The organism is Pontibacillus salipaludis (assembly GCF_014642405.1).
GTDB classification, from domain to species: domain Bacteria; phylum Bacillota; class Bacilli; order Bacillales; family BH030062; genus Pontibacillus; species Pontibacillus salipaludis.
In genome coordinates, this window is sequence record NZ_BMIN01000014.1 from 64,707 (window position 1) to 87,843 (window position 23,137).

Sequence of the window (23,137 nt, forward strand, 5' to 3'; positions counted from 1 at the left end):
CGTATGGATGCATTAATTATAGTTGCCATCATAGGATTTTGGTTATGTGCGGTGCTTGCTTTGAAGCATTTCTGGTCATACCTTACGGCCAAACGTGATGTGTTAGGGCATGTGTCAGCTGTGACGCATATTGATGCGTTTGAGAAGAAAACGAAGAAGAAAAGCCGGCGTGCAGCGATTTTCGAGCGTGTGACTCGATATGCGGATGATTTCTCTGATATCGGCCAACGCGTCAACTTCTTCAGTGAAAGCCGTGACGTTCAAGAATGGTTGCGTAAAGCAGGCAACCCACTTGGGCTAACTGTCGAAAGGTTTCAAGGACTCAAGATTTTCCTCACCTTTGCGGGGGTATTTTTAGGAATCCTCTCGGTTGTCATGGGCCTTCCTTTGTCCCAATACACGCTCGTATTTGCACCGATTATAGGTTATTTTCTCCCGATCGTTCTCGTTCGGGGACAAGCAAAGAAACGCCAGCAAGCCTTAAAAGAGGATCTACCGGATTTTTTAGACACGGTTAGCACAAGCCTGCAGGCGGGGGTTAGTTTAGATCATGCTTTGAGGGAGGTGATACGGTATTTTGACGGCCCGTTACGAGAAGAATTCTCTCGCTTTAACCAGGAGATTGATCTTGGCGTACCAAGAGAAAAGGCGTATCGATCTTTACTCAGTCGAAACGATAATCCAGAATTTCAAACATTAATAAAGTCTTTAATACAAGGTATGAATTTGGGAGTACCGATCGCAACAACTTTTAAAATTCAAGCAGAAGATATTCGAAAGATTCAAGAAGAACGCGTTAAAGAATTAGCGGCGAAAGCTTCACCGAAAGTGACGCTTGTGACAACTTTCTTAGTCGCACCTGTTTCCATTTTAATTATCGCCGGCTTAATGGTGATGAACATGTTGTTAGGAGACAACAGCATTTTTAATAACTTTTAAAAAACTTAGGAGGTATATGATATGAATTTCTTGCAAAACTGGTTTGCATCTATGATGAATTTTGTGACGGATATGAAGGAAGATGAAAGAGGGTCTCAGACACTTGAGTGGATTGGGATTGCGGCGGTTGTTGTGATTGTGGTTGGGGTTATTTCTCAGGCGATGTCTGGGTCTGGAATTGGTAACGACGTAGTTGAGAAGTTCAGTGGACTAATTGATAACATCGGTGGAGGCGGTTGATTAGGGGAGTTAGAAATGAGAAAAAATGTTGTGGTTCTTGTGAGCATTATAGCTTTTCTTTTGGCTGCTTGTAGTAATAATGAGCAACAGTCTCAAAATAATCAAGGTCAACCTGAAGGTAATGAAGAGCAAAAAATAACAACAAACAATTCGAATGCAGATGAAGATAACGATGAAAAGGTGAATAAGACTAGTTCAGGTACATCCGCCTTAGCGGATGTGCCTAAACTACCAGCAACCACATCTGATTTGATCCATCAAGAGCCAGGGAAATATGCCGATCAAGAGCCGTATGCTGATGGGGTTGAGGAAAAAGTAATTGAAGATCTTAGCAAATTGGATCCCTTACCCCAAGATGCAGATGAAAAAACGAAGAAACTCTATTTTAGGTATATGTACTCCTTAATTGCACAAGACTTTGAAGATCCACAAAACCTGATAAATAAATGGGAGTACAGTGCATCTGGAAACCCTGATTTACCTGATTCGAAGTATCAATTCAAAGATAACTATAATGTTGAGGTCATTCTGGATGCTAGTGGAAGTATGGCAGCTAAAGTTAATGGAAAAACAAGAATGGAATTAGCCAAGCAATCTATTCAAAACTTTTTAAGTGATTTACCTGAAGAAGCAAATATTTCTTTACGTGTGTATGGCCATAAAGGGTCTGGTTCCGATAGTGACAAAGAGTTATCTTGTAATTCCATTGAGCAAGTTTACTCGTTTGATCAATATAGCAAAGAAAAATTCTCTGAGGCATTAAACCAATTTGAACCTAAAGGATGGACGCCAATTGCAGATGCTTTAAAAGCATCGCAGCAATCTATGAGTCAGTTTGATCCTAGTGCCAGCACAAATTTAATCTATCTAGTAAGTGATGGGATTGAAACGTGCGATGGAAATCCTGCTAAAATAGCTAAGAATTTTTCGGAATCAACAACTCAACCAATAATCAACATCATTGGGTTTCAGGCAGATCCAAAAGCACAAAAACAACTTAAGAAAGTAGCTCAAGCCTCAAATGGTATGTATAGCACTGTAAATAATCAAAAGGCTCTTGAAGAGGAGTTCGATCGTGCTGAAGAAGTATTAGAGGCCTGGGAAGATTGGAAAGAGGATGCTATGTCAGAAGCAGAATATGCTGAAACAGATAATTACTTTGATATATTAGGGTTCACCAATGATTGGTATTATAAGCACCTTGATCAAAGTAATAAGATCACCGCTGTTATGAATCTTGCAGAAGATGCAGAAATACTAACATATGATCAAATTTCAGAAATGGAAAAATGGGATTCTCAAATATCAGATCTAGCCGAGAAATCTTCTAAGGAGATTGAAAATCAGTTAGAAAATATTAGCGCTAAGAAGTTAGATAGATTTAAGAAGTCTATTAAAGAGAAGTTTAGTGAGAAAACGGATAAGTAAAAACATATCCTTTGAATTGATGGAAGGGTTTGCTTGGGAGGCTTTGTTTATGAAGGTATTCCGACTGATATTGATAGGGCTTTTAATTTGTTTCTTCTCAGCATGCAGCAACCAAGGCGAACAAGCAAAAGGTGAACAAAAATTAGAAAGTAATGAACAAGATGAAGAAGTGTTAAAGGATCTATCAGAATCAGAACAAGAAGCAGATAAAGAGAATCCTTCCAGCGAGGATACAGCACTTTTCGGGTCTTCACATGAATTACCAGAAACAACAAAGGATTTAATTAATCAAAAGCAAGGGAAGTATGGTCATTTAAATCCGGATTTGGAAATTGTTAAAAAGAAGATTATTGATGACCTTAATCAATTAGATCCACTTCCAGAAAATTCGAATGAAGAAACGAAAAAACAGTACTTTAGGTACATGTATTCTCTTATCGCAAAGGATTTTCCTGACCCTCAAAATACTATTAAAAAGTGGGAATATGGTGCCTCAGGAAATCCCGACCTACCAGATGCAAAGTTTCAATTTAAAGACAACTATAATGTTGAAGTCATATTAGACGCTAGTGGAAGTATGGCAGCAATGGTCGACGGGCAAACAAGGATGGATTTGGCTAAAGAATCCATTCAGCTATTTCTAAGTAAAGTACCAGAAGAAGCAAAAGTGTCACTTCGTGTATACGGGCATAAAGGATCCGGTGAAGAAAGTGACAAGGAACTTTCTTGTAGCTCAATACAGCAGGTCTACTCATTCCAAAGCTATAACAAAGAGAAATTCTCTAAAGCCCTTAATCAACTTGAACCTAAAGGCTGGACTCCAATCGCAGACACTTTAAAAGAATCGCAAAAGTCTATGGAGCAGTTTGATAGCGATTCAACTACCAATCTTATCTACCTAGTGAGTGATGGGATTGAAACGTGTGGAGGAAACCCAGTTCAAGTTGCTGAACAGTTTTCAGACTCACAAGCTCAGCCCATTATTAACATTATAGGATTTCAGGCGGACAGTGATGCTCAACAACAATTGAAACAAGTAGCTCAAGCCTCAAATGGGATGTACAGTACAGTGAATAATCAAGAAGATCTTGATGAAGAATTCGACCGTTCTCAAGAAGTGTTAGAGCGATGGGAAGCATGGAAGGAAGACGCCTTATCAGATGCTAAATATGCTAGTGCAGAAAATGGTTATGACATCACGCGATTTAAAAATGACTGGTATGCCACAGGAGTTTCTCAAGAGAGCGATATTGGTACGGTGTTATACGCAGCAGTTGATGAAGATATCATTACTTACGATCAAAGGAAAGAGCTTAAATCTTATGCAGATGAGATTGAGAAGCTAGTAAAAGAATCACAGGATCAACTAATTAAGGAATTAGAAGATATTAATATTGAAAAAGTTGAAGAGTTGAAGAAATCTATTGAAGAGAAGTTTAGTGAGAATACAAAGGAATAGTAATAACCGTAGCGTTTTTTTGATTAGGGGGCTTTCGCTATGAATATCAAGAGGCTTATCATGATTGGACTTTTAGCTAGTTTCGTCACAGCATGTAGCAGTCAAGATGAACAAACGACTAATGAACAAAAACCAAAGAACGAAGAACAAGAAAAAGTTGCTTCTAAAGATGAATCACCTAGTCAAGAAGAAGGACAGGGTGCTGAAGAAAAGGCTTCTGCTTCAAGCATAGATACGTCTATCTTGGAAGAAGCACCCGAACTACCTGAAACCACACAGGATCTAATTAATCAAAAAGAAGGTAAATATGGTGGGGAAGAACCCTATGCTGTTGAAGAAAAGATAAAAGAAGATTTAAGTCAATTGGACCCTCTTCCAAAAGATGCCGATGAAGAAACGAAAATGTTGTATCTCAGGTATTTGTATTCTTTGATAGCCATGGATTACCCCGATCCGCAAAATACCATAAAAAAATGGGAATATGGCGCATCAGGACACCCTGATTTACCAGATGAAAAGTTTCAGTTTAAAGAGAACTACAACGTTGAAGTTATTTTAGATGCAAGTGGAAGTATGGGAGCCAAGATGGATGGGAAGACAAGGATGCAATTAGCAAAAGAATCTATACAAGATTTTCTGGCTGCTCTTCCTAAAGAAGCGAACGTTTCATTACGTGTGTACGGTCATAAAGGATCAAGTGCTGATGGTGATAAACAGCTCTCTTGTAATTCAATTGAACAAGTATATTCTTTTCAAAGTTACAACAAAGACCAATTCACCGATGCTTTAAATCAATTTGAACCTAAAGGGTGGACTCCTATTGCTGATGCATTAAAAGAATCACAAGATACAATGAGTCAATTTGATCAAGAAACCAATACAAACCTCATCTACCTCGTCAGTGATGGGATAGAAACCTGTGGAGGAGATCCTGTCAAAGTGGCTGAACAGTTCTCGAAGTCAGATGCACAGCCGATTATTAACATTATTGGATTTCAGGCAGATGCCAATGCACAAGAGCAATTGAAGCAGGTTGCACGTGCATCGGAAGGGATTTATACGACCGTAAGAAATCAAAAGGGGCTTGAAGAAGAATTCCAACGTGCTAAAGATGTGTTAGAAGAATGGAAAGATTGGAAAGAAGATGCGTTATCTGACGCTGATGCAGAAGAGGTAGACAATAGCTTTGATATCTTAGAGTTCAAAAATGATTGGGCATTTACAACTTTAGGTCAAGGTAATGATATTAGTTCTCTCCTATATATTGCTGTAAATGAAGAAATTATTACGTATGATCAACGGTCTGAATTATTGTCTTATGCAGATGAAATAGAAGAGTTAGCTGAGAAGTCTGAGAAAGAGCTTATCAGCAAACTAGAAACTATAAGTGCTGACAGAATAGAAGAATTAAAGAAATCTATTGAAGAGAAATTTAGTGAGAATACAGAGAACTAAAAAGAGACGACTGAGGTGAGGGGGAAGTAAAAACAAGGGTGAGGTGACTCAGGTGAGTAAAGTGATCCAAAAGTTCTTCATTTTCTTGGCTATTGTTTTTGTCACTTTCCAACCGATCCTCGTTCCTGCCGTCTACGCCGTCGAATCATGGTCAGGTGATTCGTGGGAGGGGAACTCCTGGGAGGGCAACCCATGGAACAGTTCAGAACTCCAATGGTCAGGTGAGATATGGGAAGGGAAATCGACAAACGGAGAAACGTGGAATGGAGAAGGAACGAATGGAAACGGCTTTCAAGGCGAATATTTTAACGGCGCCTATTGGACGAGTGTCCCGTGGTACTTAGAAGGATGGAATGCCGAAGGGTGGAACCAGGCAGGCTTTAATGGATCTGGTAGTCAAGGAACACCTTGGACGAACCCTGCTATTAATGGCTATGGAAGCACACAAGGAACCCCATGGCAGGCAAATGGTTTTAATGGAGGGCTGACACAAGGGGATCCATATGTGCAGGCCGGTTTTGACGGATTAGGGACGCAAGGGGATCCATATGCGCAGGCCGGTTTTGACGGATTAGGGACGCAAGGGAATCCATATGCGCAGCCTGGTTTTCTTGATAACGGCACACAAGGCGCTCCTTATGCACAACCTGGTTTAGGTCTTTACGGGTATGGAACTAGTGCGCCAGGATCGAGTAGTCCTTTTATGTACGGGCCTTTTAGTACGGTTGGTGGCGCAACTACCAATGAAGACCCGATGAATGCTAAGTTGCCTTTTGAATATGACGCAACAAAATTCGTAGTGAACGATATAATGATGGGCCAGGCGGGGATGATGTATGATCTAGCTAACTATCAAGAAGGTAGTTCGATTAGAGCAACGCCTAGTGGGTTTTATAAAAACATTTTGATTAATGGTGTTAAGTTAACAGCAGGGGATAATTCCTATGTAAAGACTGCGGCGAATGCATATGATACTGCTGCCCATGCAAAAGGCGGATATGACGCCTTTCAAACATTTAGAGATGTGAAAAAGATTGAAAATTTTCGAAATGCTGATCTTGCCAGCAGATCTAGAACGTTGTCTGGTGTTTCTCAAACAGCTTTAAATATAAGTAACGGTGCGGTATCTAAATTTAATATTGCTGCAGCTGGGATTGGAGCAGGTTTCTCAGCTATAGAAACAGGTTTTAATACAGCAAAAGCGATTGATGTTTACAATAGTGATGCAAGTAACAGCGAAAAAATAACTGCCACAACAGATGCCACAGCTAGTCTTGGAGATACTTTAATGAATGCAGGAATGGTGGCAACTGCTATCCCTGGAGCTCAAGCAGCTGGTCTGGGAATTGCTGCAGCAGGAGCTGTCTTGTGGTTAGGATCGAAAGGTGTAAAGTTGGTTTCAAGCAACTGGAAAGGCGGTCCTATTAGAACTGCTAAAGAGATTGGAAGAAAAGCTAAAGATAGCATTGTGAATGCGTACAATAAGGTGAAGGGTTGGTTTTCATAATATCCGAGGCATATAGTTGATTATATGCCCTCCCTTTATTACACCAACTTAAAAGGAATGATAAGATGCATGATCAAAAATTTTTAGACAAAGAAGCAAAAGCTTTAAAAAAACTATTTGAAGACTTTAACATAAGCTCGTTTGCCTATAAATTGAACGGGGATCGTTATTATTATGTTGCCTATGTAAGAGGAAGCAAATTAAAAGGTCAGGCTATTATTTCTACAAAAGGGTCTGTAAGCCAAGAAGAATTTGAACATGTTTTTAATAAACTAACATTTGCGAAGTTACTGACAACTAAGATTGATTCTGTAGGGCAAAGTAGAGCGGCGATTGATATGGAGCCTTTTAAAGAAACTCGAGATTTTTTGCAAACCTGCTTAAACGGTCAGGAGTTAGATTCTGTAGCTAAGATGCATGTTACGAAAGTATTCAATGCGATTCAATCTAATATAGAAATGCAAGATGATTTAGTATCAATATTTAAACAATATGACCGGGATATGGACTCTATTATTAATGAGGTTGGTTTCTTTACTGACGAAGATTTGCAAGAAATGCTAGATGTACTAGCACAAATCGATTATATACAATATACACAGTTATATCATCAATGGAAGATAGCGGAAAATGTAGATGAACTGCTAAATCGATTACCATCACAAGATATTCCTTCTAATATTAGGGCGAATTTGAAAGTGTTGGATTCAAGTAATAAAGACAAATTAGAAAGAGATATGGCTGACATTACGTACAAAGAAGATCAATCTGAACTTACTAAAGAAGAATATACGAATCTTGTAAAAGGTAGATATAGAGGTAACATCTCAAACTTAAATCAAGAAAATATTCCACTAATTCGTAATGAAAACATAGATACTAAATTTCTTATATCTACGTAAACAGATTATATTTATGTGCTCGAAAGATATTGAGAAGGATTGATTTCATGCAAGAAATTCAGCTATTAGAAAAAAAGGCTAAAAGCGATAAGAAACTATTTGAGAAATATGACCTGAATCCATTTGGTTACAAAGTCAATCAAGCAAAACATTATCTCGTTAGTTATTTTTCTAGGAATCAACTTAAAGGTTTAGCAGTAATTTCGTCATCCGGTTCAGTAAGCCAGGAAGAGTTTGAGCAATCTTTTGAAAAGTTAACCTTGTTAAATGCCTTGGTAAATCAATTAGATAAAGAGGGTAGTAAAAGGGTTAAACTTGAAATGTTTCCTTTTGAGAAGATACGGGATTATCTTCGTATCCATATGAAATCTAGTGACATAGGTGAGGAAGAAAAGAGGTTATCCGAGAGCGTTCTATCCATGATGATGAAAAGTTTGGACATGCAAAAAGAGCTAGTAAATTTATTCGAAAACTATAATAAAAAAGTGGAAGACATCATTAGTGGAAAAGGTTATTTTGTTGATGAAGATGTAGAGGAGATCTTTGAGATTTTCATTCATTTTGACTACACACAATTTCAACAAGTTTCTATGCTTCACAAAAATACTGACACAGTAGATCGGCTTTTAGAGTCGACTCCTAGCAGCAAAATGAATGCAGAGATCAAAGAATACTTATTACAATTTTCTAGTTCTGAAAAGCAAAATATGAAACAACAGCTTGAAAAAGTTGCGTATGTGGAAAATCAAGATGAATTACCAGAGGAGAAGTATAAAGAGGTAGTCAGAACATCTTTCTTGCAAAGGGTCGAAAGTTTAAATAACAAGAATAGAAAGCTGATTAGAAACAACGTTAATTAGTTTTTTACAGCGTGTTATAAGAAAAAAAGCCTCAAATAAAAGGAGTTTGCTATGGATAAGCCCATTCGATTTACGTGGGAACTGTATACAGGGAAGATCGAACAAATCCTACTATTAGTGGTTTGTACCACGATACCTTTGTTGTTGATTCACTCATTTGCGACCAATTATATATACGCCATCACCCCTCAGCTCACACCGCTGTATTCGTTTGGGGATATCTATTATGCACTGCTGACTATATTGTTGTACCTATGGGCGCAAGTGCCATTTATCCGCCTAGCGTATAACGAATATGTTGGGGAGGAGAAAGGTGTTGGGGATGCCTTGCTTCAGTTTATGCTTCAAGGCTTTACCGTCTTTGTCTTTGCGGTGATTACAGCCGTTGTAACGACGATTGGGTTTATGCTGTTTATTATCCCTGGGTTGTTATTGTTATCGATTGCTTTTCCCATACCTTACGTGACGATGTTTGACGGCAAACCGATTCACAAATCTCTCCGTGAAGGATTTCGTCTAGGGAGGAAGCACCTCCTTAAAATCTTCGGGTTGTTGACGTTTGTTGGATTTGTGGAGCTAGTCGTAGGCATCCTGATTACGCTTTGGATCTTTAACATCACCTCATCCTTTGCAGCGCAGATGGTCACTCAAATGGCGTTGAACGTGATCATCTTTCCATTCTTTATTATTCTCATGTCCTCGTTCATGATTAAATGGCGTGAAGGACAGCGTGTCATCGAAGTGGAATCACAGGAGGCGTAGCGTATGATCAAACGATTCAACCAGTTAAGAAAAGAAGATGGGTCAGCGACAATTGAGTTCTTGGGCATCGTTCCGCTTGTATTCTTACTCATTCTTATCTTCTGGCAGTTCGCGGTCGGGATTCATGGCATCATTGTGGCCCAATCAGCAGCCAATGAATATGCAAAGGTGTACTCTGTTACAAAGAACGCTTCAGAAGCAAGGACTGCAGCTGATGAGATTATGTCAACAGCTAGTGATTCCATTAGTTACTCGGCTAACGTCAGTGGAGGTAAAGAGTTTAAGGTGGATCTGCAGCTTCAGATTAGCTTCGTCATTTTACCTGACGCATTATTCGGTGGCGGTGAACCAACTGTGTCTTACTCCACTTCAGCAAGAGGCAGGGTAATCGAATGAAACATCTAAAAGAAGAGGATGGGAGTATTACGATCTTTGTGATTGGAATCCTTGCGTTAATGATGGTGCTGTTTGTGTTTGTTATGAATCTATCAAGTGTTCTTGCCGTTAAAGAACAAGCGAACACTACTTCACAGCAAGCTAGTTTAGCGGCAACGAGTGTTCTTTATGAAGAAGTGCAAAACCTGATGGATGACTATGAAGAAGATACATTTGAAGGGAAAGTGAACTCATTCTTTGAGGAGTTTGATGAAAAAGTTAAAGAACGTAGAGACGATTTACGGCGCAATGGTTCCTATGCAGAATGGACAAACCATGAGCTGCGCTTAGAAGCCATCGATCAAGTGATTGAAGAAGAATTAGACAAGCCTGCGTCACGAGCAAAGTTACGAGAGTATTTCGATGACGAAATGGATGAGATCATAAGGAAAATGAGACAAAAAGCCAAAGCGTCTATTTCAGCTAACGGAGGTTCATTGGAGGATGCGGAGATGAAGATCGACAACAATCGCATTTATGTTCGAGCTTCCAATGAGTTTCAGTCAACTGGATTTAAAAGAGTTCTAGCTGACCTAAAAGAAAACATATTCCGGTCATCAGCTGGACCGAAAATAGATTTCCTTTCTGATATTTGGGGGAGCCGAGACAAAACACTAGGTTTATAGGAGGGCTTCACATGAGTGGTCAAAAGACAAAGAAGGAAAAGAAAATGAACCGGATTTACATTGCGTTGATGGTGTTCTTTTATGTGATTTATGTTCCTGTCTCTGTCGCTGGCTGGTTAGGGGGAGATGAAGGATTCCCAATTACTGCTGTTACGGTTGGGATTGGGTTGCCGATTATGAGGAGTACACATTTGAATCGTTTGCGCGAGCAGAGCTAGTTGTATACTACAGAAGAGAACATGAAGCCTCAACCTTTGTGTTCTCTTTTTTAATTTCTCCAGCCCTAGATGGGACGAGGGAACAATCCCTCCTGAAAATTTTTCTTGCCAAAACCGAAAAAATGCTTATAATTAAATAAGTCGGAACTCGAGATATTTTGTCGAATTCCCTGCACACTAGGCTGCCAACACAAGAGGATCCCTCTACCTGAAGCGGCTTTTTTTCTGCCTAAAAAAGTCGTTTTTAATGAATTACCTTTCCATATTTTTGAAGTTTAACTTCCGCGAGAACTCTACCCTACATTTACAGAGTTACCCTATACGAGAGAAAGACAATAATCATATAAAAGGAGCGTGGGTAAATGACAGTTTGGGATTTAGCGATTGATTTAGGTGTCATTTCCGTATTATTACTAATTGGCGTGGTGTTACGTGCCAAAGTTACATTTATGCAAAAATTATTTATTCCAGCAAGTATTACAGCAGGGGTTTTAGGACTAACCTTTGGACCAAATGGGTTTGACCTTCTGCCGTTTAGCGATATGGTTTCTTCTTATCCAACGGTTTTAATTGCCGTCATTTTTGGTGCTATTCCAATTGGAGCTGCTAAAGTTCAGTGGAAGAAAACCTTCGGACGGGTTCGGAACATGTGGGTCTACTCCATGCTACTTACGCTACTCATGTGGGGCGGTGGAGCATTTATTACGTACCTTCTGATTGCCCGAGTGTCGGATGTTCCAGATGGTTTTGGTTTAATCTTAGGTGCTGGTTTCCTTGGAGGCCATGGCACGGCAGCGGCGATTGGAGAGGCGTTTAGTGGTCTTGGCTGGGAAGAGGCGACAGACCTCGGGTATACATCAGCTACGATTGGACTTGTTGCTTCTATACTAGGCGGACTATTGTTAATTAAGACAAATACAAAGAAGAAGCAAACAAACTTCATTTCTGATTTTAGCGATCTGCCACAAGAGTTACGTACAGGGCTTGTGAAGAAGGACAAGCGTGTGGCCTCAGGTGAAGATACGGTTTCTAGCAATACGGTAGATCCGTTATTTTTCCACATTGCTATTTTAGGAGTTGTGGTATTAGGTAGCTTCTATTTAAAGACAGGTATTGAAACGTTGTTCCCGCAAGTGAGTATTCCGCTATTGAGTCTATCCTTTGTGGTCGGTCTCATGATCCAAATGGTGTTGAATGGCACTCGAACGAATGAATATGTGGATAAGCGTATTATTGACCGTTTAAGCGGGACAGCTACAGATTTAATTGTCATCTTTGGTATGACCTCTATTAACCTAGCGGTAGTAGCTTCATACTTATGGCCACTATTAGCTTTAATGGTGTTTGGTGTCATTTGGGCATATTGCATTTTCCGTTTTATCGCACCACGCGTGTTCCATCAGCACTGGTTTGAGAATGGGATCTTCGGCTGGGGCTGGAGCACAGGAACGGTAGCGATGGGAATTGCATTACTGCGCATCGTAGACCCGAAATCAGAGAGTACGACGCTTGATGATTATGCTCTAGGTTATGTAGGCATGATTCCGATTGAAATCTTAATTATTGCGCTTGGACCTGTTATGGCGATGAGTGGACTAGGACCGGTATTCTCTTTGATTTTATTAGGGGGAAGTCTTGTTATCGTGGCTATTGCTGGTAGAGTGGGCTGGCTTGTACCAAACTCAAAAGCGTATATTCCAAGCCAAGATTCAAAAGTTTCATAATATAAATGTCAGAACTTATTCAGAATGCCTCTAACTCAGGGCGTCATCTGTCAGACGAACCATTATTAGAATCCCTCGTTCTCTAAGGAACGAGGGTTTTCTTATGCTCACATTTAGTGGATTCCCTAATAATATAAGATATGAACTTTCTAGATTGGGATGTGAGCATATGCCGGCCATTACAGGCGATGAGTACCTCAGAAGAATCAATGCACTCAACAGCAATGTGTGGTATGAGGGGCAGAGGGTTACGGGGAAGATCTCAGAGCACCCTGCTTTTGCAGGAATGATTAAAAGCCAAGCAGCTTTATATGATTTGCAGCACCAGGTGAAGAATATGACTGTTAGAAGTGAGAAAACAGGGGAGGCGGTTGGCGTCTCTTACCTAATCCCTCGTTCAATGGAGGATTTGCAGAAGAGAAAAGGCATGATTCAAGAGTGGGCCTCTTTTAATGGAGGACTTATGGGGAGAAGTCCTGATTATATGAATACCGTGTTAGCTTCTTTTGCTGCTTCTCTCGAGGTCCTTAAAGGTGAGAAGAAAACATTCCCTAAGAAGTTGAGGTCTTTCTACGAATACGCACGTGAGGGAGATTTATCATTTACCCATACGTTTATTAGTCCTCAATCAAACCGATCTAAGCTCTCAGTTCTTGATGAGGAGGTTACGAATGCACGCATCGTAAATAAAAGCGATGAAGGTTTGGTTATAAAAGGGGCGAAATTACTCGCAACACAAGGGGGAATCACAGACGAGATCATTGTGTATTCCACTCCGGGGACTGCTGAAGAAGATCAATCATACCTATTTTCGATACCGAGTGATACAAAGGGATTGAAGTTTGTATGCAGGCGTTCTTTTGCCCATTCAGATACACCTCTTTCTTCCCGTTTTGATGAAATGGATACAATCGTGTTATTCGATGAGGTTATTGTCCCTTGGGACCGGGTGTTTATTTATGAAAATATAAGGGCAGTAGCCAGTTTGTATCAAGATGGGAAGTTTATTCCGTTTACCCTCCACCAAATTGTTTCAAGGCAAGTGATAAAGGCTGAATTTGCCCTTGGGGTGGCTCAATCCATCATTGAGATGATTAACGTTGGTGAGTATGAGCATGTGCAGGGGAAGATGGCGGAAATGATTCGAGGCGTTGAATCAATGAAAGCCCTTTTGTTTAAGGCAGAAGGAACAGGAACGTTAGATGAAAATGGCGTATATATCCCTGATCCTTTACCTCTGTACGTAGCAGTGAATGAATTCCAGCGTTTCTATCCTCGTTGTATGGAAATTCTTCAACAACTCGGTGCTAGCGGGATGGTGACTCTCCCGTCTGAACGTGACTTTTCCTCTGAAATAGGTAGTGATCTTAACTTCTATTTAAAAGGATACGAAAAGGGAGGGAAAGAAAAAGTCGAGCTGTTTCGACTTGCTTGGGATTTGTCGATGAGTGAATTTGGTTCAAGACAAACTCTTTATGAACGCTTCTTTTTCGGAGACCCTGTTAGACTTGCCCAAGCGGTGTATAAAACGTATTCGACTGAGAGTGCAATCCAACGGGTGAACCGTTTCTTAGAGTAATAGCCACCATTCAGTAAGTGTTTAGATGGATAGGGCCCTATTATGAGAACCAGCATCTAATGAAAGAGATACTGGTTCTTTGTTTATAAAGAGTACTTTTTCATCCATGTTGTAATATCTCTTACAGGAAGCGGCCTTGATATAAAGTACCCTTGTACTTGGTGACAGTTCATTTTTCTTAAGGTTTTGAGTTGTTCCAATTCTTCTATACCTTCAGCCACCACAGTTAGTTCTAGGCTTTTGGCTAAGTTAATCATTGTTCTCGCTATAGCTGCATCCTTTTGATTTGAATTAATATTCTCCACGAAACGTCGATCAATCTTCAATGATTGGATGGGGAAGTGTTGAAGATAGCGTAATGAAGAATAGCCAGAGCCAAAGTCATCAATTGCAATGCAACACCCTAAGTCTCGAATAGCATCCATTTGCTTCATGATTCGTTCCTGGTTTTCCATAGCTAAGCTCTCTGTTATTTCTATTATTAGAGAAGAAGGCTCGATTTCTGTTTTAGCAATGGCTTCTTGAATCACTTCAGGTAGGTTTCCTTGTTGAAACTGACGCGGTGAAATGTTCACAGAAACAGTGAGACCTCTATGTCCCATCTCATTCCATTCTTTCAATTGACGAGCAGCTTCTTGTATAACCCATTCTCCGATAGGGACAATGTGTCCTGTAATTTCGGCTAATGGGATAAAATCAGCCGGAGATATAAGGCCATGCTCATGATGATGCCAGCGAATTAAAGCTTCCATACCTACAATTTTCTTCGTGTGAAGGTCAATCTGAGGCTGATAATACAGTTGGAATTGGCCTTCTTGTAGCCCTTGCATAAGATTCATTTCAAAAATTAGGCGTTCTTTTGATTGGTGCTCCATTGAATCTTGATAAACCTGAAGTCCATTTCGCCCTGCGTGCTTTGCTTCATAAGTAGCCCGATGTGCATGTTGGATTAAAACCCCAGAATAATCTCCATGCTCCGGATAAAATGCAATCCCAAAACTACACGTTAAGAATAAGCACTGTTCGTTCACGGTAAAAGCTTCCTTAAACGCATCCTTAAAGGTTTGAATACGACGATAAAGAGCGTGTTGGTTAGAAGTAACTTGGGTTAGCAAGAGAAAGCTATCCCCATTTAAACGCCCTAAATGCTCCCCGTCTTCAAGTAAGTGATTAATACGTTTCGTAATGGCGAGAATCAGTTGATCCCCCACTTTATACCCTAGCGCTTCGTTAACTTTCCAGAACTGATCTAAATCAATATAGATGGCCGCAAATTTGTCTATCTCTTCATCTACCTGTGCTATCTTGTCTTCCATATAAGCTTCCATCTGATTGCGGTTCGGTAGCTGGGTAAACGGGTCAACATAAGCAAGGTTGCGGATCTTATTCTCAGCTTTCTTACGTTCAATATGTTCTAGTACGAAAGCAGTCAGGTCTGCAATGGAACTGACAAAAGCTTCTTCTTCAAATGTCCAGTGCCTTGGTTTCGTATGTTCCACACATAAGACTCCAATTGATTTCCCGTTACAAAGAATTGGCGCATCTAATAAGGCGTATACGTTGTTCTTGTGAAAGTAAACGTCTTGTAACTCACTAACACGAGAATCAAGAGTGGTGTTGTCTATAGAAACGGTACGCTCTTCCTCGATTGCTTCAAAGTAGGCGGGGTGCTCATCTTTTCTCAAAGGGTCTATTCTTGAATGGGACCTAGTTTCGCTCGAGTATGATGTTACATTCTCAAAGTATGACGAATGTTGATCCTTTTCTTTCAGCCAGATACTAGTACGACTAGCTCCAAGCGTATGGGCTGTGGATTCACAAAGCATTCGCATAGCGGGAACTAAATCTACAGAGTTTAGTCGTTCGTCTTTAGCGAGTCGCATAAATTCGGCTTGCTGACGTCGAACTTGGTCTGTTCGGTATAACACGCCTTCTTCTTCGACCTTGGAAGTTGGTTGCTTTTGAGCTAACATGACCCCGATTAATGTAATGAGTGGGGTAATATAATGGTCATGCTTAAAGGGTTTGTTTGAAAAGACAACAAGAGCTCCGTTTAATTGCAGGTCCTTATACTCTAAAGGAACGACAATGTGATGCGTTGCAGGCATATTCTTAAATGGTTCTATTATAGGTGAGGAAAGGGGATTGGTGTGGATATATTGATCTGAGGCATGTACTTCTTTTAGCCATGAAGGAGATAATAAGGGGAGGGGATATAGACTTGTATTTAAAATCGCTTCGTAATCAGGAAACAAACGACCGTTATGAGTTGTATATACGACAGCCCCATCACTTTGGAAAAAATGATTCATCTGCTCTAGAGCATAATAGATTGCCTCAGGAACACTGCGTTGATCCATTTCACGGTAGATAAGTTGGAGTACTTCAAATAGTTCTGGTTCAGATTGTAGCATAATCGATAAGCTCCTCCTTCAGTCTTCAAGATAAAAGTATTATAACAAAACAAAAGCCTAAAAGGGAGCAATAACTTTTACGTTAGCCTAGTAGAGCAATAAAGTGTGTCAGGCACCCTTTAGTTTGTTAAAGGGTGCCTGACATGCTTTATTGTCGGGAGTCCGGCTCTGGGTGTCCGGTCAGGATCGTAAAGCGTCGTGACTCCGTCGCAGGGTGTCTGGACGGAGGCGCTAAGTGTCGAGACGCCGGCTCTGGGTGTCCGGACGGGGGTGCTAAGCGTCGAGACGCCGCCGCTGGTTGTCTGGACGGAGGCACTAAGTGTCGAGACGCCGCCGCTGGTTGTCTGGACGGAGGCACTAAGTGTCGAGACGCCGCCGCTGGTTGTCTGGACGGGGGCACTAAGTGTCGAGACGCCGGCTCTGGGTGTCCGGACAAGGCCGCCAAGAGTCAGAACGCCGCCACAGAGCGCCCGGACCAAGCCACAAAGCGCCAGGACGCCCTCCTGAAGCGTCCTGAAATAAAAAAAACGGCTACTGGTTAGGTAGCCGTACAGAGTGATTGTTCCATTTTATATGTGCACGAAAAGGGGAGGAATCGGTGCATGTGATTGCGATAAAATTCGCTTAAATGGAACAATCTGTTATACACAGTTATATCCACAAGTGAAGTGTTATATACATGTGTTTTCCAGATGTTATCAACATAATCCACAAAATTCTGAAAAGTTATACACATTTTATTATACACAAAATGGGGAACGGATATGAAAGGTTTTTCCAAACTTGTTAACAGTGTGCACAACTGTGTGGATAACTTTTTTCAACAGGGTTAATTTTCAAAAAAATCAACTCTTCTTTGCATGATCGAGAGCTGTGTTCGCTCGTTTAAATTCTTTACGATACATCACTTCTTGAGCTTTACTTAATTTGCTTCGTCGTTCTTTGGCTTGTTGGGCTTTTGATTTCATTAGGGATGCCTCCTTTTTAGTTATAGGATAGGCGGAAAAGAGGAAAATTATACAAAAAGAGCTACTCGCTTTATTAAATACGAGTAGCTCCTTAAGCTGACTTTCATGCCTCTTGTGCTTGTTCTTCCCCTTCGTCTGTACGATAGTAATGAAAGACAAATTGATCTTTAGAGATCGCAAAGAGGTCAAATACCTCATCGTCATGATTAATCCAGTCGTAAACTTCTGGATAACTTTTGTTTGCCATGGAGCAGTATGGGAGTTTTAAAGCAGCTTTTTGAGATCTTGGATTGCTTTTGCGAATTTTCATGAAAATGGTTTGCACATCTAATTCAAAAAACAACTCTTCAAAGAAAGCTTCTTTAGCTAAACGGTTATACCCTTTACCGTGGAACGGTTTACCTAGCCAGGTTGCTAAGAAACCAGTGTTGTTGTCCATGTCAAATAGGTTAATCGTACCAATGGGTTGGTTCCATTCGTCGAGAATGGTTCTAGAAATCAATTCGCCGCGTTCTTCAGCCTCGAGGGTTTGTTTTGTTAGAAAGTAATATTCATCTGAGGAATAAGCTTTGTGGCGGACATAAGGGAAAACTTCAGGGTCAGACATCAAATCGAAAAGGTGCGGGGACTCGTGCAAATCGCGTTTTTTCAACATAAAAAATACCCTCCTGGTCATGAGGGCAGAATTGTACCGCTTGGGAATCCATACACTGGTTTCCTGGTCTCGAACCACCCTCGAATTTTTATCAAATGCTCACAAAAATCCGGGGTGGGAATCGAACCCACTAGGACCAGTCGTAACTGGTGGCTCACCATTTGCCTTCCCTGCGAAATTGTCTATTAATAATTTATGATTTCGCATCATATCTCTATCCTTATAGTACTCGATCCAAGCTTAAAAGGGAATCATTATTTTGCTCATTTTCAAAAAAATATTTGGAAAGAAAACCAGTCCACCTTTAACATGTTAAAGATGGACTGGTACCTTCTGTTAAGGCTTTAGAGAAGTATATACAACAAGACGTTCTTCATGATCTTGGATTGAATGATCAAACGTACCTGTACAAGTTAGAAGGTTGAGGTTTCTATGGTTGGATGGGCCGAAAATCTTACGAAGAGGGGCATCGTCTTTAGGATAGGCGATTACTTTGTCTACTTCGAAAGTAAGCTCTTTGCCATCTTCACCCATCAAAAGGATTAAATCTCCTTGCTCTAGCTGCTTGAGATCAAAGAAAACAGCTGGACCATTACGATCATCGACATGACCAGCGAGAATCGCGTTACCGCTATCTCCTGGCATTGTCCCAGGTTCAAACCAGCCAACATCCTCACCGTTATTAGGAACCTCCATTTCCCCACTCTTGTTCAATCCTTTCTGGACAATAGGTGCATCAACATCGATGGCAGGGATGCGGATATGAACAGGCGAGATCCCTTCTTGCTCAGGTTCTTGTAACAGGGTAGGTTGTTGTTTAGAAGCCTTCCTAGTTGCATTGACACTCGTAGAAGAAAGGTGCTGTATGGTAGCTTCAACCTGCTCCGGTTCTACAGTTTGAGTGTCGTTTGCCGTGCCTAACATCTCCTCGTTACAAGCGGTTAATAAGAGAAGAGTGAACACAATGGATAAGCGTTTCATTTTATTGTTGAGTACGACGACGGAATAACAGTAGTGCACCAGCGCCTAGTACGGCAACACCAGCAAGTATTGGTAGGTAAGATGTAGAGTCAGTAGATGCTCCACCCATACCTGTTTGAGGCATATCGTTAGGCATTAGCGTGTAGTCTTTAAGCATTAATACATCAAGATTATCTGCCATACCTACGGCAAATACGCTGTATACTGTATTTTCTTCAAGTGATGTACCAGAAAGGTCCATAACTTGTGTACCATCTTCTGTGCGAATCTCTAAATCATATGTGCCTGCGTCAAGTTCTTTATAATCCGTTACCATAGGGAATGTTGCACCGCTAAATAGTGCATCTCCACCAACAACACCAACATCTACTGTTGGAGCGTCAGGAGAAAGGTGTCCAACGCGTACTTTCGTCATTCCTTCTGTTATGTTCATAGAATCTTCTACAACTTTGAGTTCGAGATTTTCTAATGTATTAATCGCTGCTACCGTGTAAGCCATTCCAGCTTTTACAGATAAGCTTTGAGAGATTACTGGATCTTTCTCACCTTTCGTGCCAGCCGCGTAGATTTCAACAGTATGTTCACCAGCAGGTAGTTCTAAGTAGTCAGTTGAAGCTTTGAAAGAAGCACCTTCTACAACTGCATTTCCATTTACATAAACATCAACTTCAGGAGCATCAGGGGAAGCGTGAAGAACACGAACCATTGCCATATCGCTATGGTTGTCGGCAAAAACTGAGGAACCCATTGTTCCTACAATAAGCATCGTGACAAAAAGTGCTGATAAGATCTTTTTCATTTAAAAAATCTCTCCTTTGAATGTTTTTGTACAACATTTGTTCATTTGTTGTACATTCATTGTATTACCCGCTATGCAATAAAAACAACCTTCAAACTCTTCTCAATGTGCTCGACCTAAAATTCTCACTCTGTGCACCAAGTCCAGATATCCGTTTAGATGGGGAGTAGATAAAAAAAGAACGCCTTAATAAGGCGCTCTTTATATAATCTTATTTCGTTTGCGGTAGGTCTTCTTTAGACCAAGCACCAAAGCCACCGGCCATATTTGTTACATTCTTAATACCGTTTGCTTGTAGAATACTTGTAGCCATTGCAGAGCGACCACCAGATTGACATTGCAGTACAACTGGTTTATCTGTTGGAACTTCGTCAATGCGCTCTTGAAGATAACCAAGCATAATGTGCTGAGCCTGTGGGATGTGTCCATCATTCCATTCGCCTTCGTTACGGACATCGATTAGGGTTACTTCTTCGTTAGCAATTTTGTCTTTTAGCTGATCAGGTGTGGCTACTTCATAAGATTCAGTTGCAATGCCTTCTCCTTTTAAGCCAGCAATTGCAGCTGTTTCCATATAACCTGCCACATCGTCAGCTCCGATGGAACGAAGGGATTTCGTTAAATCTTCGATGTTCTGTTCGTCTGCGATTAGATAAACAGGCTTATCGTAATCAACTAACCAACCTGCCCAGTTTGCAAAGGACTTGTTGTTTGGAATGTTGATTGTTCCTGCGATGTGCTCTTTAGCGAATTCACTTGCAGGACGTGTATCGATTAGTTGCATTCCGTTTTCAAGTTCTTTTGTTAGCTCATCTGCTGAAAGAAGTGTGTTTTTAGGTTCGCCTAATTCACGAATAAGAGCCGGGCCAACTTTGTTAACTTTCTTCATGACAGCAAAATATTTCGGTGGTTCTGGTTGCTCACTGATTAATTCGTTAATGAATGCTTCCTCTTCGTCGTGGCGAAGTGCCCAGTTGGTTACTTTTTCATATCCAACTGTACTTGAAGGGATCGCACCAAGTGCTTTACCACAAGCACTTCCGGCACCGTGACCAGGCCATACTTGCATGTGGTCTGGTAGTTGTTTGAAGCGTTTCAGAGATTCAAACATCTGTTTAGCGCCTACGCGAGACGTGTCTTTTTGGCCAGCTGCTTTTTCAAGAAGGTCAGGACGGCCAACGTCACCAACGAATACAAAGTCGCCTGTGAATACACCCATTGGCGTATCTTGGCCACGATCGTAAAGAACAAATGAGATTGATTCAGGTGTGTGACCTGGAGTGTGCATAACTTCAATCTTTACGTTACCGACCATAAACTGATCTCCATCACGTACAATTTCGTGATTGATTTGATCTAGGAATTGATACGTCCAATCATTACCGCCTTCTCCAGAAAGCATAGCAATTGCGCCAGTTTCTGTTGCTAATTCTTTTGCACCTGAAACGAAGTCAGCATGAATGTGTGTTTCTGTAACGCGTGTGATCGTTAAGTTTTCTTTCTTGGCAGTATCTAAATAAGCTTGAATGTCACGGGAAGGGTCTACAACTAGTGCTTCACCAGTTGCTTGGCAACCAACCATGTAAGAAGCCTGTGCTAGTTTTTCATCATAAAAATACTTTAATAACATGAAAATCCCTCGCTTTTAATAAGTTTTTTATATCAATCTTTTATACCAGTGGAGGTATATAAATAACTAAAAAATTTTTGTCTTGCTTGCTACATTTTTTATAGTACCACATATACCCTTAGGGGTAAAGGGGTTTGTTTTTTGGCAATTAATGTTTGCGGGTTAAGATCTTGTCCTAACTAGGTTTCTTCTAAGAAAAGCCTAGAATCTCCTTCAAAATTACCGTTTCTTCACAAAACGTTAACAAATATAAAGGAATAGGATATGTCCAGTGTAACGTATGTACCCACGGAGGTAAAAAAGTATGTTTTTAAAGCATTTTATTTTGAGCCATGTGTATTTGAAAAAAAATTTGAATGTAGTGGGGGGGCACAGGTTCCCCTAATTAATAGGAACTGAATCAACAAAAACCCCTCTTTGACGACCAAAGAGGGGAGGGGTTATACAATTTTACCGTCAATCATTGTCCATATAGGCTTGGCCATAAAATCAAATGGGTGGCCATTCCACAATACAAGGTCCGCATCTTTCCCCACTTCTATACTACCAACACGATCGTCTACACCTAAGTTTCGCGCTGGAAGTATGGTAATTGCTTCAAGTGCTTTTTGTGGTGAAAGACCTTCGCGAGCAGCAAGGGCTGCACATACATTTAGATACTGAATAGGAGTGTAGGGGTGGTCGGTTGTGATGCTTACATGAATGCCTTGTTCTGTAAGTGCCCGAGACGTTTCCCAAGATTTATTCTTTAACTCTACCTTTGAGCGGCGGGTAAATGTTGGGCCGACAGCTACTTGCAGGTTACGTCCTGCTAGTTCTTCCGCAATGAGGTGCCCTTCTGTACAATGTTCAATGCGAAGGTCTAATTGAAATTCCTCAGCAAAACGAACCGCGCTCATAATATCATCCGCTCTGTGCGCATGAATGCGTACAGGTATTTCACGTTTTAGTGCTTGAATGATTGGTTTGTTCCGTGGGTCTTCAGGATATTCACACCACTGAGCGCGTATAAATGTCTCACGAAGCATACCCATGATGCCCATGCGGGTAATTGAATCATCACGTGATTGAGAGTGAATGCGTTTTGGGTTCTCACCTAAGGCAAGTTTAAGTCCGGCCGTTTCTTTCAATAACATGTTCGTAATATTCTTTCCTACCGTTTTAATAACAGAAGTCGTACCGCCAATTACGTTTGCGCTACCGGGCATGATATGAGCTGCCGTAATCCCGAATTGACGCGCGTCTTGAAAAGCACTATCGAGCGGGTGTGCGCTGTCTAAAGCACGAATGTGCGGTGTCATGGGTTCAATTGTTTCATTGGCATCGTTTCCTGCCCAACCTGTTCCTTCATCATATAAACCTAAGTGGGTATGAACGTCAATGAAGCCTGGAAACAAGTAAAGGCCTTGTCCATCAATGACCTCATCATCTGAACCTCCATCCACAGTCTGCCCAATATCTTTAACTTTTTCGTCTTCAATTAGAACTTCTCCATGTTCTATAGCAGGAGATGTAATGGGGTGAATCGAAACATTTGTAATACGAGTTTTCATGGG

Annotated in this window: 21 protein-coding genes; 14 read left to right on the forward strand and 7 right to left on the reverse strand. The window is 40.8% G+C overall.

All coding sequences use genetic code 11. From position 1 onward, the window contains the following. The first annotated feature begins 3 nt into the window (after positions 1–3). From IEW76_RS14675 to hpaB, 14 genes are all read left to right on the forward strand, one after another. Complete coding sequence (locus IEW76_RS14675) at positions 4–939, forward strand: type II secretion system F family protein (protein ID WP_188655106.1); 936 nt, start codon at positions 4–6, stop codon at positions 937–939. 21 nt (positions 940–960) lie between these two features. Then, the gene (locus tag IEW76_RS14680) at positions 961–1,179 is read left to right on the forward strand and encodes a hypothetical protein (protein ID WP_188655107.1); all 219 of its coding nucleotides are present in this window, start codon (positions 961–963) and stop codon (positions 1,177–1,179) included. Between the two features lie 15 nt (positions 1,180–1,194). Further along, positions 1,195–2,607 (forward strand): VWA domain-containing protein, encoded by a 1,413-nt coding sequence (locus IEW76_RS14685; protein WP_188655108.1) that lies wholly within the window; start codon positions 1,195–1,197, stop codon positions 2,605–2,607. Positions 2,608–2,656: 49 nt separating this feature from the next. After that, entirely contained in the window at positions 2,657–4,066 is a 1,410-nt protein-coding gene (locus IEW76_RS14690) for a VWA domain-containing protein (protein ID WP_188655110.1), read from the forward strand. 39 nt (positions 4,067–4,105) lie between these two features. Next, positions 4,106–5,521 carry a vWA domain-containing protein gene (locus IEW76_RS14695; protein ID WP_188655112.1) on the forward strand — a complete coding sequence of 472 codons (1,416 nt, stop codon included), beginning with the start codon at positions 4,106–4,108 and terminating at the stop codon, positions 5,519–5,521. A gap of 52 nt (positions 5,522–5,573) precedes the next feature. Then, complete coding sequence (locus IEW76_RS14700) at positions 5,574–7,028, forward strand: hypothetical protein (RefSeq protein WP_188655114.1); 1,455 nt, start codon at positions 5,574–5,576, stop codon at positions 7,026–7,028. A 65-nt stretch (positions 7,029–7,093) separates the two neighbouring features. Beyond that, positions 7,094–7,930, forward strand: a complete 837-nt coding sequence (locus IEW76_RS14705; protein WP_188655116.1) for a hypothetical protein — start codon at positions 7,094–7,096, stop codon at positions 7,928–7,930. Positions 7,931–7,977: 47 nt separating this feature from the next. After that, entirely contained in the window at positions 7,978–8,790 is an 813-nt protein-coding gene (locus tag IEW76_RS14710) for a hypothetical protein (protein WP_188655118.1), read from the forward strand. A 51-nt stretch (positions 8,791–8,841) separates the two neighbouring features. Beyond that, the gene (locus tag IEW76_RS14715; RefSeq protein WP_229721253.1) at positions 8,842–9,552 is read left to right on the forward strand and encodes a hypothetical protein; all 711 of its coding nucleotides are present in this window, start codon (positions 8,842–8,844) and stop codon (positions 9,550–9,552) included. Between the two features lie 3 nt (positions 9,553–9,555). Then, positions 9,556–9,948 carry a TadE/TadG family type IV pilus assembly protein gene (locus IEW76_RS14720; protein WP_188655120.1) on the forward strand — a complete coding sequence of 131 codons (393 nt, stop codon included), beginning with the start codon at positions 9,556–9,558 and terminating at the stop codon, positions 9,946–9,948. Continuing rightward, positions 9,945–10,613, forward strand: coding sequence for a Tad domain-containing protein (locus IEW76_RS14725; protein WP_188655122.1), 669 nt, complete (start codon positions 9,945–9,947; stop codon positions 10,611–10,613). Before IEW76_RS14720 ends, IEW76_RS14725 begins: the two co-directional genes overlap by 4 nt. 11 nt (positions 10,614–10,624) lie before the next feature. Next, on the forward strand, positions 10,625–10,831 hold the full coding sequence (locus tag IEW76_RS14730; RefSeq protein WP_188655124.1) for a hypothetical protein: 207 nt from the start codon (positions 10,625–10,627) through the stop codon (positions 10,829–10,831). A 362-nt stretch (positions 10,832–11,193) separates the two neighbouring features. Then, a complete protein-coding gene (locus tag IEW76_RS14735) occupies positions 11,194–12,555 on the forward strand; it encodes a sodium/glutamate symporter (protein ID WP_188655126.1) in 1,362 nt (453 codons plus the stop codon). A gap of 169 nt (positions 12,556–12,724) precedes the next feature. After that, positions 12,725–14,134: a 4-hydroxyphenylacetate 3-monooxygenase, oxygenase component gene (gene hpaB, locus IEW76_RS14740; RefSeq protein WP_188655128.1), complete on the forward strand. Its 1,410-nt coding sequence runs from the start codon at positions 12,725–12,727 to the stop codon at positions 14,132–14,134. A gap of 83 nt (positions 14,135–14,217) precedes the next feature. Here hpaB and IEW76_RS14745 read toward each other — a convergent pair whose 3' ends face one another. From IEW76_RS14745 to IEW76_RS14775, 7 genes are all read right to left on the reverse strand, one after another. After that, the gene (locus tag IEW76_RS14745) at positions 14,218–16,548 is read right to left on the reverse strand and encodes a sensor domain-containing phosphodiesterase (RefSeq protein ID WP_188655130.1); all 2,331 of its coding nucleotides are present in this window, start codon (positions 16,546–16,548) and stop codon (positions 14,218–14,220) included. 845 nt (positions 16,549–17,393) lie between these two features. Beyond that, positions 17,394–17,516, reverse strand: coding sequence for a YfhE family protein (locus tag IEW76_RS14750; protein WP_156969235.1), 123 nt, complete (start codon positions 17,514–17,516; stop codon positions 17,394–17,396). A 103-nt stretch (positions 17,517–17,619) separates the two neighbouring features. Next, positions 17,620–18,171, reverse strand: coding sequence for a GNAT family N-acetyltransferase (locus tag IEW76_RS14755; RefSeq protein WP_188655132.1), 552 nt, complete (start codon positions 18,169–18,171; stop codon positions 17,620–17,622). Between the two features lie 336 nt (positions 18,172–18,507). Further along, complete coding sequence (locus tag IEW76_RS14760) at positions 18,508–19,095, reverse strand: class F sortase (protein ID WP_188655133.1); 588 nt, start codon at positions 19,093–19,095, stop codon at positions 18,508–18,510. A 58-nt stretch (positions 19,096–19,153) separates the two neighbouring features. Then, complete coding sequence (locus IEW76_RS14765; protein WP_188655134.1) at positions 19,154–19,951, reverse strand: DUF4397 domain-containing protein; 798 nt, start codon at positions 19,949–19,951, stop codon at positions 19,154–19,156. Positions 19,952–20,162: 211 nt separating this feature from the next. Beyond that, positions 20,163–21,581, reverse strand: coding sequence for an MBL fold metallo-hydrolase (locus tag IEW76_RS14770; protein ID WP_188655135.1), 1,419 nt, complete (start codon positions 21,579–21,581; stop codon positions 20,163–20,165). 440 nt (positions 21,582–22,021) lie between these two features. After that, positions 22,022–23,134 (reverse strand): amidohydrolase, encoded by a 1,113-nt coding sequence (locus IEW76_RS14775; protein WP_188655136.1) that lies wholly within the window; start codon positions 23,132–23,134, stop codon positions 22,022–22,024. Positions 23,135–23,137: the final 3 nt, after the last annotated feature.